At 38.2% G+C, this 15813-nt stretch carries 14 protein-coding genes and 1 pseudogene; 3 read left to right on the top strand and 12 right to left on the bottom strand.

Annotated elements, in window-relative coordinates; genetic code table 11:
• Window positions 1-113 precede the first annotated feature (113 nt).
• Window positions 114-800 carry a hypothetical protein gene (locus tag Q0C11_RS01100; RefSeq protein ID WP_293004983.1) on the top strand — a complete coding sequence of 229 codons (687 nt, stop codon included), beginning with the start codon at window positions 114-116 and terminating at the stop codon, window positions 798-800.
• 83 nt (window positions 801-883) lie between these two features.
• Here Q0C11_RS01100 and Q0C11_RS01095 read toward each other — a convergent pair.
• Window positions 884-1345, bottom strand: a pseudogene (locus Q0C11_RS01095) (ATP-binding protein); the annotation flags it as partial.
• 121 nt (window positions 1346-1466) lie between these two features.
• Here Q0C11_RS01095 and Q0C11_RS01090 point away from each other — a divergent pair.
• Window positions 1467-1838 carry a helix-turn-helix transcriptional regulator gene (locus Q0C11_RS01090; protein ID WP_293004981.1) on the top strand — a complete coding sequence of 124 codons (372 nt, stop codon included), beginning with the start codon at window positions 1467-1469 and terminating at the stop codon, window positions 1836-1838.
• A gap of 68 nt (window positions 1839-1906) precedes the next feature.
• On the opposite strand, the gene Q0C11_RS01085 is transcribed toward Q0C11_RS01090, so the two are convergent.
• The 9 genes from Q0C11_RS01085 to radC all read right to left on the bottom strand — a co-directional run bounded on the left by Q0C11_RS01085 (window position 1907) and on the right by radC (window position 11891).
• Window positions 1907-2740, bottom strand: a complete 834-nt coding sequence (locus Q0C11_RS01085) for an aldo/keto reductase (RefSeq protein WP_293004979.1) — start codon at window positions 2738-2740, stop codon at window positions 1907-1909.
• A gap of 2 nt (window positions 2741-2742) precedes the next feature.
• Window positions 2743-4122, bottom strand: coding sequence for a radical SAM protein (locus Q0C11_RS01080; protein ID WP_293004977.1), 1380 nt, complete (start codon window positions 4120-4122; stop codon window positions 2743-2745).
• Complete coding sequence (locus Q0C11_RS01075; protein ID WP_293004975.1) at window positions 4119-5084, bottom strand: radical SAM/SPASM domain-containing protein; 966 nt, start codon at window positions 5082-5084, stop codon at window positions 4119-4121. Before Q0C11_RS01075 ends, Q0C11_RS01080 begins: the two co-directional genes overlap by 4 nt.
• Window positions 5081-6046, bottom strand: coding sequence for a hypothetical protein (locus tag Q0C11_RS01070; protein ID WP_293004973.1), 966 nt, complete (start codon window positions 6044-6046; stop codon window positions 5081-5083). The genes Q0C11_RS01075 and Q0C11_RS01070 overlap by 4 nt, the downstream gene beginning before the upstream one ends.
• Before the next feature lies 1 nt (window position 6047).
• A complete protein-coding gene (locus tag Q0C11_RS01065) occupies window positions 6048-6482 on the bottom strand; it encodes a PqqD family protein (protein ID WP_293004971.1) in 435 nt (144 codons plus the stop codon).
• A gap of 294 nt (window positions 6483-6776) precedes the next feature.
• Window positions 6777-9557, bottom strand: a complete 2781-nt coding sequence (locus tag Q0C11_RS01060; protein WP_293004969.1) for a type IV secretion system DNA-binding domain-containing protein — start codon at window positions 9555-9557, stop codon at window positions 6777-6779.
• Window positions 9558-9938 carry a hypothetical protein gene (locus Q0C11_RS01055; RefSeq protein ID WP_293004967.1) on the bottom strand — a complete coding sequence of 127 codons (381 nt, stop codon included), beginning with the start codon at window positions 9936-9938 and terminating at the stop codon, window positions 9558-9560.
• Between the two features lie 74 nt (window positions 9939-10012).
• Window positions 10013-11203 carry a DUF87 domain-containing protein gene (locus Q0C11_RS01050; RefSeq protein WP_293004965.1) on the bottom strand — a complete coding sequence of 397 codons (1191 nt, stop codon included), beginning with the start codon at window positions 11201-11203 and terminating at the stop codon, window positions 10013-10015.
• A 121-nt stretch (window positions 11204-11324) separates the two neighbouring features.
• Window positions 11325-11891 (bottom strand): DNA repair protein RadC, encoded by a 567-nt coding sequence (radC, locus tag Q0C11_RS01045; RefSeq protein ID WP_293004963.1) that lies wholly within the window; start codon window positions 11889-11891, stop codon window positions 11325-11327.
• Between the two features lie 135 nt (window positions 11892-12026).
• Here radC and Q0C11_RS01040 point away from each other — a divergent pair, with 135 nt between their 5' ends.
• On the top strand, window positions 12027-14606 hold the full coding sequence (locus Q0C11_RS01040; protein ID WP_293004961.1) for an AAA family ATPase: 2580 nt from the start codon (window positions 12027-12029) through the stop codon (window positions 14604-14606).
• A gap of 156 nt (window positions 14607-14762) precedes the next feature.
• Here the strand turns inward: Q0C11_RS01040 and Q0C11_RS01035 are convergent, their stop codons facing one another.
• Window positions 14763-15263, bottom strand: coding sequence for a hypothetical protein (locus Q0C11_RS01035; RefSeq protein WP_293004959.1), 501 nt, complete (start codon window positions 15261-15263; stop codon window positions 14763-14765).
• Window positions 15256-15714 (bottom strand): nucleoside deaminase, encoded by a 459-nt coding sequence (locus Q0C11_RS01030; RefSeq protein ID WP_293004958.1) that lies wholly within the window; start codon window positions 15712-15714, stop codon window positions 15256-15258. The genes Q0C11_RS01035 and Q0C11_RS01030 overlap by 8 nt, the downstream gene beginning before the upstream one ends.
• Window positions 15715-15813 lie beyond the last annotated feature (99 nt).

The following is a 15813-nucleotide window of genomic DNA, read 5'->3' as shown; positions in this document are numbered from 1 at the left end:
AATAACAAGGACAAGGGCCTATTTTGAGATATACAATGCGTGAGACTTTTGCAAAAGCCTCTGCGTATATGTGCATATTTTAAATCATCTTAAACTAACTTGGATTGATCGCTATGAATACTCATCAAGCAAGAAAAACGATCTTTTCTATTTTAATTCTGGGATTAACGGTATTAAATCCAATTTCGGCGCATAGTAATCCAATTTATTACGGAATGTGGGATAAAGATACAAGTGTTTTGGGAAAACATGAGCCGGGAAATTATTACGATACTCTTGAGGGCATAGTTTCGATAGCCGGTGTCTTTACGTTGGATCAACACTTCAACAGGACTTGGTATCACAAAATTCGGTTGCAGCATGATCCAGATATTGATGCGTACAAATTGATGCAAGTTGAGGAAGTTCCGTTAAATAAAGATATCGTAGAGCAGGTAGAGCTTGTCATGACGGGCGAGCAGCCAATTCAGGTTTTTCTTAAATTAAGCGGACATTTCAACTATTCATGTGGGAATGTACTGATTGTTAATCAAGGACAGACAAAATATGCAGATAAGCCGCAATATCGCTTCCGATTTGAAGTGACAGTGTCATCTTACAATCAATTCTCGGGAAATGAGATAGAAGTTCCCTGCACTACAGATGACAAACTATATACGCTCGTTCTACCGTTGCAAGTGTATGACTTAGGGACCGGTGCTTATGAATATGCAGTCAATGGCATTCATACAGGGGCATTTGAGTTAAAAAGCAAAAATGTTGTACCAGATGATTTGTTAAAAGTCCAAAGTAAAAATTGATCCTGTTTATTAGTATTTGAAATATCTATGCAAGGTACAAAATCTTTCGTCTTGGCGTTGTTGATTCATCAGATATATGAAATCTAATGTTTATCTAACCTACGATACTGAATCGCTTCCGCAATGTGCTGATTATTGATTCTCTCGATACCCGACAAATCCGCAATTGTTCGCGCGACTTTCAGTATGCGGTGATACGCCCGGGCAGACAGGTTCAAACGACTGATTGCCTGTTTCAGTAGGTTTTCGCTAGCAGTATCCAGTGCACAGAATTTGTCGATTTCCTTAACACTCAAGCGGTTGTTGGTTTTTTCCTGTCGGCTGAGTTGTCGTTGATGCGATTCCGTCACGCGGTCTCTGATTATGTTGCTTTTTTCGCCGATAATTCGGCGTTGCATCAATTCTTCTTGCGGCACCGCCGGAACTTCAATTTGGATATCAATGCGATCCAATAACGGGCCGGAGATTCTGCCGCGATAGCGGGAAATCTGGTCTGGGGTGCAATGGCATTTTCCGTTGGAATGGCCCAAGTAGCCGCAAGGGCATAGACGCGTTGCCTTTTTACCATATGTGCGCACCTCACTTAAGTCATTAATTCCTAAGCCTTATGAATTTGAACCAAAAGCAATTGGTGAACACATTCTTAAACGAAGGCTTTTTCTTAATATGAAACAAACAGAGGTAGCAGAGCTATTTAATGTTACTCACTTCACCGTTGGTAACTGGGAAAATGGGCATTCAGAACCAAAATTTTGCCAAACGCCGATCCTGATCAAATTTCTTGGTTATGATCCTGTTAACTTGAATCCCAAATCAATTGCGGAATTGTTGTTTGCCAAGCGCCGAGAATTAGGGTGGAGCCAGCGGGTAGTTGCTAGGAATTTAGGCGTTGATCCTTGTACTGTAAAGGATTGGGAAGGCGGTGGAACGATCATGAAGAATGATCACCGGCGACTCGTTGCTTCATTTCTTGGTATGAATGAGGATATTATTGATAAAACTATGAGAAAGCAGTGGAATGAGCGACATGGTAAATAAATTGGTCTTTTTTTATTGTATATTTATCAACCCGTATTTCGTGATATTTTTATATGAGAACACATTTTTTAATACATTGCTTTTGAGATTTCAGTAAATTCAGAATCTGATAATCTAATGTCTGCAGATTTTAAATTCTCAATTAAATGTGTGAGTGATTTCGTGCCAGGAATTAGAATAATATTGTAGGACCGTTTCAACAGCCAAGCTAATGCAATTTGGTACACTGTCGCATCGTGAGCGATTGCAATATCTCTAATCTTTTCTGATAAGGAAAGTTTTCCTGAATGTAATGGGTGCCACGGAATAAATGCAATATTTCTGCTGGCTGTATAATCAACCATATCTTCCCACTTCCTTATCGAGAGATTATAGAGATTTTGAACTGAAACAATAGGCAAAATTTCTTCAACCGCTTTCAATTGATCTATGGAAACTTCTGACAAGCCAACAAACTTTATCTTTCCCGTATTCACAGCATCAAGTACAGGTTCCAGCGTTTTTTTAATTGGAACTTCAGGGTCAATTCGATGCAGTTGCCATAAAATAATGCTTTCAATCTGAAGCCTTTCTAGACTGGATTCTATATTTTTCCGGATAAAGTCCGGATTGCCATTGTATTTCCATTGAAATGGACCAGGTCTGAAGAGACCACCTTTCGTCGCAATGACCAAATCTTCCTTATAAGGATAAAGTGCTTTTTTGATTAATATTTCATTGGTATGAGGTCCATAAGCTTCTGCAGTATCAATAAAGTTTACTCCACTGCTGATTGCGGTTTGTAAAAGGTTTATTGCATTTTCCTGATCCTGAATTTCACCAAAAGCACCCTTACCAGTGAGCTGCATGGCACCATAACCAATTCGGTTAATTTCGAATTTTCCACCAAGATTAAATGTCACTTTTATGGGGTTACTTTTTGATTGTATCTATTATCGTAGGTCTGTACCAAACAATCGAGGTGTTTTTCATTAAGATTCGAAATAATGCTATCCGTTCTACACAGCATATGGCTCCATAATTGACCGAAACCGCTCTCATCTTTATTCCTGCAGCTACAAAAATAGTTTGATGAATTAATATCCTGCTGATTGTCTGAATATCTATGTTGAGGGCATCCTCCATAACATATACTTTTCCATTTGCAGTCAGATGAGAGATTTTGACCACTTATTTCGTTTTGAACAAAATTTTTCCATTTGCTACTTTGTATTATTTCATGTAATGAAGTTGAATAAAGATTTCCAAAAATATATTCTTTGTCATGAAATGGCCTGGTGCATGGAATAACTTCACCATTTGCATTTATTGCTAAGATTTTTGAACAACCACCATTATTGTGACAAACAACGGGTTTTTCACCTAAATAACCTTTGAAAAATTCATCAAAAGCTCTTATCCTGATAGTATGATCGCCAAAAGCTAACCACAATTCGAATAATTCAATCATGAAATTAGAAAATTGTTTTGCTGTAATGGTTGTAGGGTCACTTGGGCCGTGAAATCCGAAAGATGGATGCACATCTAAGTTCCTGATACCCAATTTTACAATTCCTTCGAAATACAATTTTGCATTTCCAATGTGATGAGGCTGAATGACTGATATTATTCCCGGATTTATTCCTCTTTGCTGTAGTGCTTTTATACTTTCTTTTACTTTATTATAGGTTCCCTTATTATTTGAATCTATCCTAGATTTGTCGTGTAATAAGAGAGGTCCATCAACACTAATGCCGATTTTAATGTTATGAAGTAATATAAATTCGATCCATTCATTCGTTAACAATGTGCCATTGCTCTGAATTGAATTGATGATTGTGAGGTCTTTTTTGTTATATTTATTTTGATAGAAAAGAGCTTTCTTAAAGAAGTCAATTCCTCTAAGCATGGGTTCTCCACCATGCCATGAAATTGTGATTTTATCATGAGATATGTCAATGATTTGCTTCGTTAATGGTTCCAAAAGACTTAACGGCATTTTTCCGTTCTTGCGAATTACTTTTTCTCCTTCATAACAATAAGTACATCTTAAATTACAAGTATCTGATACAGGTTTAATGAGGTAAGAATCTATCGGACTTTTAAGGAGAATGGTGTGATTAGTTTTAATATTGGTTACATTTCGTATCACTTGAGCTGCTCGATTGAGCGCTGTCATATAGTTAGAGAACACTGCCCCGAGAATCACACGATCTTCTTTTTCAAACGAGAAGAGAGTTGATCTATGATGATGCAGCGTAGCAATTATTTCTTTGTTGGATTTAGATGTTGGGAAAGAGCTCATATTACATCCCATAACAAATTACAACCTCGTTTTGTAAATTGAATAGCTTTCAAGCTTCGCTGGGGGCCACTTGATACGCTGATAAACTTCCCAATGATTTTTTTTGTAAAATTTTCTGGATTGACTATTTCTGTAATATCATTGACAAAAATATTTCCTAATGAGCCCAGTTTCTTATCTTCTTCATCGTAATAGGCATATGGCATCACCGTTCCATCGCTATAGATTTTAAGCAAATTAAAATTTAGGTCTCTTCTTTCTTCCATAACCCAATCATTAACCCATTCCTTTTGGTTTTTTATATACGTTAGATATTTTTTGGTAGTGTTTTCATAAACTTGGGAAGCTGAATCTGGCCATGTTTCTTTCGCTCTCCCTGTTTTTGCAATTGGTTCGAATCTCACTCTCTTGATGCTCAAGCGATCTGCAAGCATAAGAATTTCATTCATTTCTTCAACCGTTTCATTTGTAATAGACGAGAAAATCTGAATGTTTTCGGAAGACAAGCCGGCAGTAAGTAGATTTTCAATTCCATGAAGGGTACGATCAAAAGCTCCGGACCCTCTCATGGTATCGTGAGAAAATGATGAGGCACCGTCAATACTTATTTGAACTATTGGGCTTATCGCTGCAATCTGCTCGCTCACAGTTTTAGTAAATAAAGTTCCATTAGAATATAAAGCTGTTTTATGAAAATTTTTTGAATATCTGAGCAGATTTAGTACATCTGCTTTTCTAACGAGAGCTTCACCCCCGCTGAGTGTAAAAAGTAAAGAACCATACAATCTATAGGTTTCATCGATAATTTTTTTAACTTGATTTACTTGAAGACCATGTTCTCCATGTGGATGACTTGAAACATAGCAATGTTTGCAAGTCAGGTTGCACTTGTTGGTAAGTTTAACAACCACTTTTCTAATCTGTGGTGTTAAAAGTATTTTTTCTTGAGTGGTAGGATTCATTGGATAATGCCTTCAATAGTGCTTGTTAAGTCACCATAAATGCTTCGAATTTCGAAGAATTCCCATTTATCAAATATTGGAAAAAGTTGATTAAATTTCTCTTCACCATTCATTTTAGTTTGAATGATTAAATGCTGTGAAATCTGATTAAGTGTATCAGCCAAGTTAGTGACCGGAATTACTTCCGGGTCATGGCCTTGGTTATAACCGCATAAAAAATATCCTCGAGTATTTGGTTTATTCATATATTCTTTCTTCGCAATTTTGGATAAATGAATATTATTGATAAGATTCCTTGTTCCTTCGCGCAAGTGTTTCTTTTTGGGGAATGATTTAATTTCTTTTGTTATTCTGTGGATTGCAATGATGTCATCAGATAAAAATTGCCAGCCGAGAGATTCAAATGCTGATGCAAGTGTCGTTTTTCCCGAATAGGACGGCCCCAGAAAGACTAACTTACTCATATCGTTATATACACATGATGCGTGCAAAAAAAGATAATCTCTATATAAGTAATTTATTTCTAAAAGAATTTCTCTTTCAATGAAAAAATATATTAGGGTGTTAATTTCGGCTGTAAGTGAGTCATCAAGGGGGTCGCTTGATCCAATTGCCTGATTGAAACTACCAGCCTGAATAATTTTATTTGTTGAATTTCTTTTTACAAAAAATATAGATAATTCATTCCATAAACAAATTGTTTTTCTGTAAGATGTTTCAATAATAAGGTTTTCTTTTGATTTAATAATCTTAACAAAAGCTTGGCAAAAAGATAATTTTGTTTTTGAGACACAATAGAATCTTTTGTTCAGTAATGGAATTAAATTTGGAATATTCGTTTCTACCAGCAATGACCGATCTTCAAATTCAATTGAAGAAAAGTATTCTCCATAATTTAATTCAGGATAGTCTTGTTCAATTAATTTTTTAACAGGAGTAGAGAGAAAAGAAAAGCTTTTCAATTCAAGAATCCCACAGGTCACTAAAATGGGAACCCCTGTAATATGAGTCTGGATGGTACTCCAGCATCCATTCTTTTGTAAGACTTCTTAGGGTTGGTTTGCTGTATTGTTCTTCAATAGAAGTACTTAAGTTTAAGGACTGGGAATGAGATGATTTAGTATTATCTGCAGGGATAAGGATTTTATTTTTTTTTAGCTCATCTACCATCTGGATAACATCATCCATAATTTCTTTTTCTCTTGCAGGGTGCTTATAATACTTTTTGATCATTTGGATGATTGGCGTAATTGAATCCTCCTCGGAATACAACAGCCATATAAATTTTGTTGGTGGATTAAGTACAAAGAATACTTCTTTAACAGTATCATACAACAGTAGATTATTACCTACTTCGGATTCTATTAACGAAAGATTTCTATCAAAAAGATTTTTCATATAGTGCCCTTTTTCAGTTAAATAATTACATTGTCATAATAAAAAGAAAAACAGAAAATTTCAATTACTTGATAACACTTATCAATGTTAATTGATTTTAAATATTTTTAGTATAACGGTAAAATGGTTTCACTTAGCTGTGACTGTCCTATTTAAATGCATTATTTAAGAGTTACTTAAGCAACTTTCGAAAGAATTTGCTTACGATAAATTAATCTTCATGGGGGTATCTGGTTATCATGTTACTGAAGAAGAATTCAATGTCTTAGTTTATTTTAATTGTTTTCCCAAGTTTTATTTCTCCCTCTCCTTCTGCAACGACCTAGCAATAACCTCCGAAATTGCTTTCCGCCTCGAAGCCGCATCTTCTGAATCAGTAGCCTGTTGCACCGTGCGTACTTTGTATCCACGCACCACTTGTTCAGTCGGAGTAAATTTCCCAAGACTATCAAGAAACTCAATAACGCCATCAGGAATTATATACCGGACACGTCCCTGATCCTTGGGATCAAGGTTTTCTTCCACAAACTTGGATAATTTCTTGATATGCCGTTCCGTCCCCGATACCAGCACTACCTCGGTATAGCCAGCCGCAAAACACTTCTCGATACCACCAAGTTCCCAATCTTTGGTAGTGGTGACCGAAACTTGGCAAGCTACTCGTATTTTCTCACGAATAAGCGATACATCGACCCGTCCAGCGCCATCCAATATGGTTTCTTCAATAGTGGCACGGAATCCGCGTTCTTCGGCCAATTGCTTGATTAAATGTTGCAGATACTTATGTTGTCGCCCACCACGGCCAGCTTGAGGAATATCCTCTGGTGGTATGGGTTTCGCTTTTTTAGGCGCAGCGGTTGTTTTAGCGGTGGCTTCTGGTGTAGTAGGTACTTCCGATTCAATAGGCGTGATAATTGACTGTTGTACATGTGAAGCGGATTTTTCTTGCTCAGCTGGTGTAGCCACTGGCTGTGATGGCTTTTCTGGTGTTGTTTCTTTGGGTTTGGCTGGTTGTAGCCCTTTATACTCTGGTTTGCTCTGCTCAGGAAACGCTATTTCTTCAGGCAATAGTGGCGGTTCACTGTATAACTCACGATTCCGATCCAAAAGCTCTTCATACTGAAAGGCTGTGATCTTGGGTTTATCTTCCACAAACCCGAGTGGAATCGATACTGTCAGCGCTTTATTAGTGTAGTTCTTCACATAACAAGCAAACTCGGTATGATTTTTCCCTTTCTTCATACCTAGCAAGAAATCGGCATCGGTACGGAATTCAGAATCAAGAACTCCGGCATCCTTGGCACTTAAACCACCGGCAAATTTAATGGTGGTGGAAGCCAGTACACTGGAACGAAGATTGGCAGTTAATTGATCCATGTTTTGATGAGCAAAGATCAGTCCTACTCGATACTTTCTAGCTTGATTAAGCAGATGCGAAATATTGTCATCAAAATAGTCTTGCGCTTCGTCAATATAAACAAAAGCTGATCGACGGGTATGCGGTGGCATGGCGGCCCGTTGAATCGAGGCTTGAGCGATCAGGGCAATAAAGAATCTCCCGAAAATGGCTGCACCGTCTTGCCCTAACAAGTCCTTGGCGGTATTAATAAGAATAATCTTGCCTTGATTTAGGAGCTCAAAGATGTCTATCCGATTGCGAGTATGGGAAAACATCCGCTCCAAGGATGAATTCGATAGCACACCCCAAAGACGGGTCAAAATTTGCTTTTTGGTCTCACCAAATTTTTTATCAAAAAACTGCGTGACAAAGAAACTTCTGGCCGTACCGGTTAGTTTCTCCATATAGGGCCGGAATTTTGCCCCATCTTCCATCAATTCCCTGAGTGTATGAATATTGGCATCGGGAATCTCAATCAATAACCGGGCCAAGTAGCGGAATATTAGTCCTTGGCGTTGGGTAAGTTCAGCGCCAAGAAGAGCACCAAAGAAATACTCATAAAGCTCAATGGTGGCATTTAAAATCTTTTCCCGGTCAACCGGTGCATAACCGCTTAGTCTGTCCCGATTGAAATCAAACATGTTTAGACATACCGGATGCTCAATATCGTTTGGATCAACGAGTACGAAACGTTCGGCTAGTGCCGGATTGCTAAAATAACCAAGCTTTGAAATGGTATTGATCAAATCACCTTGGCTATCAATCACCACAATTGAGCGTCCATCATCTTGTGAGCGCACAATATCGTGATGAATCAAGAATTGCATAAGCTGGGTTTTGCCGTGCCCAGTCCCGCCAACAATGTGCGTGTGTTCAAATCGGGCCGGAAACGGAATCGCAAACGGTAATGGGCTGTATAACAGTTCCTGAAATGGCGTACCGCCTAAATACGCATCGACCAACGCCGCAGGTTCTCTAAGTTTGCTTTCTGTGGGTAATATTATTTTGGGATCATGGTTAAAGGTAGCATCAGGTGAATAGCCTGATGCTTTTAACAAATTCCGGTTAAATATGTCTCGCTCTGGCGCAAAAAGCTGTGCCTCAACAACATCCTCATCAAATAAAGTCGCGATGATGCGCTGAATGACTTCCGGAAGGTTGTCGCAAAGATCAAAAGCCTGAGCTTTGGGGAAAACAACGGAATCATCAGCACCTTGTCCATTTTCATTAACATCAATAAACGCGGACTCGGGAAAATATCCAAGCAGACCTCTAAAAAGCCATATGAGCTTTGCCTGCCAGATAGCTAATAATCGATCTGGGGTTGCTAGAAACCGCTCATAGCGTCTAAAAGCGGCTCGGAGACGCACACCTTCTTCAATACTTAGATGGCAAATTTCTGATTCAGTTGGTAACTCTCCGATAATTGAATCATCTTTTAAAAGAGTTTTGATGGCGTAGAATAGCGCTTCGCCTAAAGGTATGCCGGGTAGAGTGCCATGCTCACTGCAAGCATCAGCAATGACATCAATTATAAAGTTGTTAACTTTGTCTTCGGTATTGAGAGGCGATGCCCACTGACTATGCTGCTGTAACTGCTGCAACATAGTCAGCATCTCCGCCTGTTCTAATTGTTTAGGCGAAGGTTTGAGCCAGGAAAGCCAGTTTTGAGACACTTAATTGATCTCGATAATTTCCTCACCACCAAAAGTACTAGCGGCTCCAAGGACTGTCCGAAAGGTATGGGCGGCTTCTTTTATTTGTTCTTCAACGGCCAGCATTTCCACCACATCTTTGCACTCAACCTCTTTTCCCTTCTCTAAATCATTAACTGAGATTGACAGATTAATCATTCTGAAAGCTAAGCGTGAAGCCATGCCAAGAAGTCCGCTACCGGGATCAGCGATTTTGGAGCGTTCATAGAGCATAGTATCGCCAAGTTTGTATTTTTTGATATCGGCTTTTTCTTCATCGGATAGTTCCGCGCGGACGGCGATGATAAAGATGATTTTTCCGAGCATGCCGGTTTTTTGATTACGACGTAGCAATAACTTCATATGATTTCTCCTCTTTTCTCATGAATAAGATAAGTAACTAAAGTATCTACGTTTTGTATTAGCGGATAGAAGGGTTAATAACTTAAATGATTAAGATCATGGGGATGTAAAGTGGTGGCACTAAATGGCTGGCTAGGAGCGCCGTCGATCATGAGTTTTAGGTAGATATGGTGGTTTGGTAGACTGATAAGATCGGTGACGTTGAAAACTGGTGCAAATTCCCGAGCAATCAGCGGTGCATCTTCTGGCCCCACCCGAAACGCTATCAGTGTACCGGCATTGGCTAATACCGCATGCCTAACATCGGGTTCCAATTGATAGAAGTGTTGGTGCGCCAAAACAAGGCCAATACGATACTTTCTCAGCTCCGAAACCATATTAGCGATGGAAAGCGTAGTGAAACTCTGGAATTCATCGATGTATATGAAAAAATCGCGGCGCTCTGACTCCGGCATATCACCACGACTCATAGCCGCTAAACCAAGAGTGGTTACGAGTAGCGCACCAAACAGTGAGGCACTATCCTCACCAAGACGACCTTTGGCTAGATTCACAATCAGAATCTTCCCTTCATCCATAATTGATCGAAATTGGAGGTTAACGGGGGCTGCGGTAAAGATGCGTTTTAGCTTGGGATCGGCCAGAAATGCACCGACTTTATTTTGAATAGGAGCGATCATTTCCTGCCGATAGCGGGGATTATAGGCAGTGAATTCTTCCAGCCAGAAACTACGCACTTGCTCATTTTTAACTTTCGGAATGATGGTTGCGCGATAGTTTTTATCAGCAATCATACCAAGAATATCGGGTAGCTTGGCGTCACCGGCTTCAATCAAGGCATAGAGCGTATTTCTAAGTATATGCTCCATGCGAACGCCCCAGGCCTCGTCCCAAAGTTTTTTGAAAGCTTCCATCAGTCCCGACACGGCCAAGGGTATACGGGAAGGGTGTACCTTTCTTAGTGGGTTATAGCCATAAGGTTGTTGTATATCGGGTACGTTCACATAACAAAGGTCATTAGTCCTCTGTTCTGGAACACTTAATACTAATCTTTCAGCCAGATCGCCATGTGGATCAATGACGCATAAGCCCTTGCCATTTTGTATATCCTGTGTAGCCAGAGTTTCCAATAAGGTAGTTTTTCCAGCCCCGGTACGGCCAATTACATAGATATGGGAAAAACGGTCATTATTTTTGATACCAAAGTGGCGGTGAGAATTTCGAGCGTTGGTTCTTCCAAAAAATGAAATGGGTTGGTAATGCACCTAGCTAGAATAGATTGCGCTAAAAAAATGGCACGATGTGGTGAATTACTGCTCTGGTAATTTCTATAGCCATTGTTTTTCACAAAAAATAAAAACCCTGCTGTTTATGGCAGGGTTTAATTTATAACCATCCACTTTCGGCGAAACTAACCGCAGCGGCGTCTCCGATCACTAAATGATCGAGCACTTTCACGTCTATGAGCGCTAATGCTTGTTTTAAAGTCTCTGTCAGCACTTTGTCGGCATGACTTGGTGTCGCCAATCCGGAAGGATGATTGTGCGCAAAGATAACATTGCCCGCGTTGAGCAAAAGCGCCCGCTTGACGATTTCCCGTGGATAGACGGCTGTATTGGTCAAAGTGCCACGAAACAATTCTTCGGTAGCAATGAGGCGGTTTTGTGCATCAAGGAATAAGGTGATAAAAACTTCATGTTCATATCCCATGAGCGTTAACTTCAGGTAATCAGCCACTTTTGCCGGTGAACTGAGAGCATCCAATTGCTGTATCTCTTCATTTAGAGAGCGTTTAACTAGCTCCTTGGCAGCGGCCAGTTCCTTCGAGTATTTATTGCTTCCTTCCCTGGCAAAAAATAGTGAAACCAGTGTGTTGCGAAATAGCTTATCGGCTTTTCTTTTCCCCACCAGCATGGCGAGAAGCTCAGCGTTTGAGCGCATTTGCATTGACATATCGGACTCCTTTTTGAAATCAAAAGAACAACCCGATATAAATAATTCACCATAATTGGAGGATAGGCATGGTGTGAGAACTTAACATCATTTGCTTATCTTTGTAGAAATCTGTGTTTTATGTAGAATACATAAATGACTTCTAAGCACTTAACACTTGAATCTGAAATAAATAATTTTGCCAATAATCTCCCGTATTGGGCAAAATACATCGCTCAGAAGATTTTGTCAGGGAATGCCATTTCTCTAAATGACATCGATACTTCGTATTCCTGTCTCCTTGAAGAATTAAAGCTAAAGAATGAGACCGAGAAGCCTGTAATTACAATCAATTACAATGCCGGAAATTCAGGTAATCATAAACTTGATTTATTACTTTCAAGACTTGAAAGTGTTGAAGGTGTAAACGCTTTAACTGAAAACCAAACAATTGAATTCAGCCCTAATCTGACTATCATCTACGGTGCAAACGGTTCCGGAAAATCAGGTTATGTTAGATTGCTCAAAAAAGTATTTTACTCAAAAGCTCCAGAAGAAATTTTGCCCAATGTTCATATCAATAGCGGTCACAAATCCATTAAAGCAAAATTTACTTTCATTTCTCAGAATTCAGACATTCCATTGGAATATCCTGCAAATGAGAATTCAGTAGAGTTTGAACAGTTCTCTGTTTTTGACGGAAAGGGATTATTAAAGCAACTTGAGAACAAAAATGAATTTGAGTTCCGGCCAGCAGGATTAAGTTTTTTTGCTGAATACACCGATGCTATTACAAAAATTGAACAAAAACTAAATGCTAATATTAGTGATAAGAGGATTGGGCATACATTAGATAGTCTTTTATTTTTATTTGATGGCGAATCTGAAATTAAAACAGCAATTGAGAAACTTTCTGCCTCAACCAAAATTGAAGATTTGAAAAAATACACTCCTTTTTCAGAAGAAGATAAAACCAAAAAAGCGGAAATTCAGAAGCAATATGACGAACTGCTTCTGGCTTCAAGAAGTAAGGATAAGGAAATAAAAGATCTTGAGAACATTAAAAAATTATTAGGAGAAAATAAAAAGGCACTTGAAACACTTAACCGATATTTCTCAACCGAAACACTTGAAAAGGTAAAAAAAGTAATAAACGATTGCAAGAAAAAAGAAGATGTTGCTAAAGCCGAGGGAATTGAAAATTTTAAAACGGATAAAATTGAAGGTATTGGCACTGAAGAGTGGAAAGATTTTATTGTAAGCGCCGAAGCATTCGCAATAAATCAAAAATTTGAAAAAGCTATTTATCCTGAAAACGGAGATAACTGTTTATTTTGCCATCAGCCACTTTCAGAAGATGCTGAGAAATTGATTGCAAGTTATTGGACTTTTATAAAAAGTGTCGCGGAAGAGAATGCAAAAAAAGCACAGGAAGAGCTTGATAAAATCAGGCAAGCTTTTGAGAAATTAGTTTTTGAGTTGTTTCCTATAGAAAATACACTCTCAGCTTGGCTTACTGAAAAATATCCCCAGCATTTGAACTCATTAAAACAAAGGCTCACTGAACAAAAAACGCTATCTGAAAGCATCATTTCCGATATTCAAAATAAAACAGCAAATAATCGAATTGAAGTAAAAATTAGCGTTGAAGAGCACACAACGATTGAAACAGCGCTTGGCGATGCAATTAAATTGTTCAAAGATGATGAACAAAGCAATAAATTGGAAAAATTGCTGAAGGAAAAAACATTCTTAGAACACAAAGAGAAATTTAATACTCATTTTTCAAAATTTGAGGCTTTCGTTGATAATCAAATATGGATAAAAAAAGCAGGTAGTGCAAATTTTGCCAAAAGAAAAATAACCGATACTGAGAAAGCTCTATCAGATAAGTATTTCAATCAGAAATATGTCGAAACTTTTAATGAAGAGTGTCAAAAACTAAATGGAAATTTTGGTATCGAGATAAATCATACAGGCACAGCAGGTAGATCGTATAGACAGCTAAAATTACGAGGTAATAACCCGAATGCTGTATTGAGTGAAGGAGAGCAGAAAGTTATTGCTATTGCTGACTTTATAGCAGAAATGCAATTATCAGAAGTGAACAGAGGAATCATATTTGACGACCCTGTTACTTCTTTAGATGATGCAAGAAAAGCTGAAATAGCAAGGAGATTAATTGCCGAATCATCAGCCAAGCAAGTAATTGTCTTCTCACACGATTTGGTTTTCGTATCTAATCTTTTATCTAAATCAAAAGAAGACGAAGTATTATGTCATTGGATTGAAAGTAGAAACAATAAGCCTGGTTTTATTTGGTTCGGAAACGCTCCAATATATCAGAAGAAATACAGAAATGCTGAGCCTGCAAAGAATTACTTCAGGAATAGCAATAAAGACGATTGTCCTCCGGAAGAAAGATACAGGTATTTAGCCCAAGGCTTTTCTGCATTAAGAACTTCTTATGAGGTACTAGTTATCTATGATCTCTTTAATAATACAGTAAGACCATTTGAGGATAGAGTTAGTATTGATTCCTTATCAGAAGTGAACTTTGACCAGATTTTAATTCAAGAACTACAAGATAGTTTTGCACAATGTTGTCGCTATATGGAAGGACATACCCATAGCGATAAATATGCTTACAAGAATCCTGAACCACAGAATCTTAATGATGAAATAATGCGATTTGAAGAAATTAGAAAAAAAATTAGGAAGTTCTCTACCTTATAGAAAGGCTAATTGTGAAGTAAAACTTGAACTTGATCTACCTACAAGCAACTCTTCTAGCCTTATGTTATGGAAAATATTAGTAGTGCCCAGAGATTTAATTCAATGAATTCTTTGAAGTTTTATTGAAGTATGACGATTCATTGGATGGTAATTTTCCTAAACTTTCTCTGTAATCTTTAGAAAAAGCTCAAAAATAACAACTGCTGCGACCATCAATAAGCTTCCCCTAGAGAAATTCCAAGCAATACGATAAAGTCTCGTGCGACTTCTACGCACTTCAAGCAATTTAAGCTCATGATCTTCTCTGATGTGCATATGATCCGCTGCTGACCAATGTACCCAAACAACATCCAGTAACAAATATGATGAAATTAGTATAAGGAATATACCGGCTATGGTAATAAAAAAAGCAGTACTTGAGATGGCGTCGGCTGTTAGAAATATGGCCAATACTGCAAGTAAGATTGAGTTGAACTGCAACAATGACGCAGCTTTTGCATCTAAAATTGATAGATTTTCATATAAGTGTGCAAAAATCGGTTCTTGCTGTTGATCGCTTAATAGGTTTTTGAGGTTTTTGAGATATTCATCTAACTCTTCTTTTGTCTCGGGAAGTTGATCTTGGATATTAAAACGAAACAGCTTATGATTAAACACGTTCTCTCCCAGCAATATCCTCATTCCACAATTCTGGTTTTTCAATAATAAACTTTTGCATCAAGGACTCACATTGCGGATCGTTCAGAAGAATGACTTCGACGCCATGTTCTTTGAGAAAATCAATATTACCGGCAAATGACTTATTCTCACCGATGATAACCCGTGGAATTCCGAATTGCACCACTGTGCCAGCACACATCATACATGGACTTAATGTGGTGTAGAGAGTGACATCTTGGTAGTTTTTACGTCTACCAACTTGTCGAAAACAATCCATCTCACCATGAGCAGTTGGGTCTCCATTTTGTACCCGCCGATTATGCCCCGAGCCAATGACAAGATTATCTTCTATCATTACTGCGCCAATTGGTAATCCTCCTTCATCGTACGATTTTTTGGCTTGTTCAAACGCAAGCTGCATGAAATGCTTGTGATCTAATTCAAACATAGGTGAAATTTAAAAAATTAATAAAGCAACCACAGAGCTCCTAATCAATAATAGAAGACTCATAGAGCAATTGTATTGTGCCATATTACATCAATTAGT

Source organism: Nitrosomonas sp. (genome assembly GCF_022842015.1).
GTDB lineage: Bacteria > Pseudomonadota > Gammaproteobacteria > Burkholderiales > Nitrosomonadaceae > Nitrosomonas.
The sequence above is the reverse complement of the archived record's forward strand: the minus strand, read 5'-3'. Positions and strand labels throughout refer to the sequence as shown.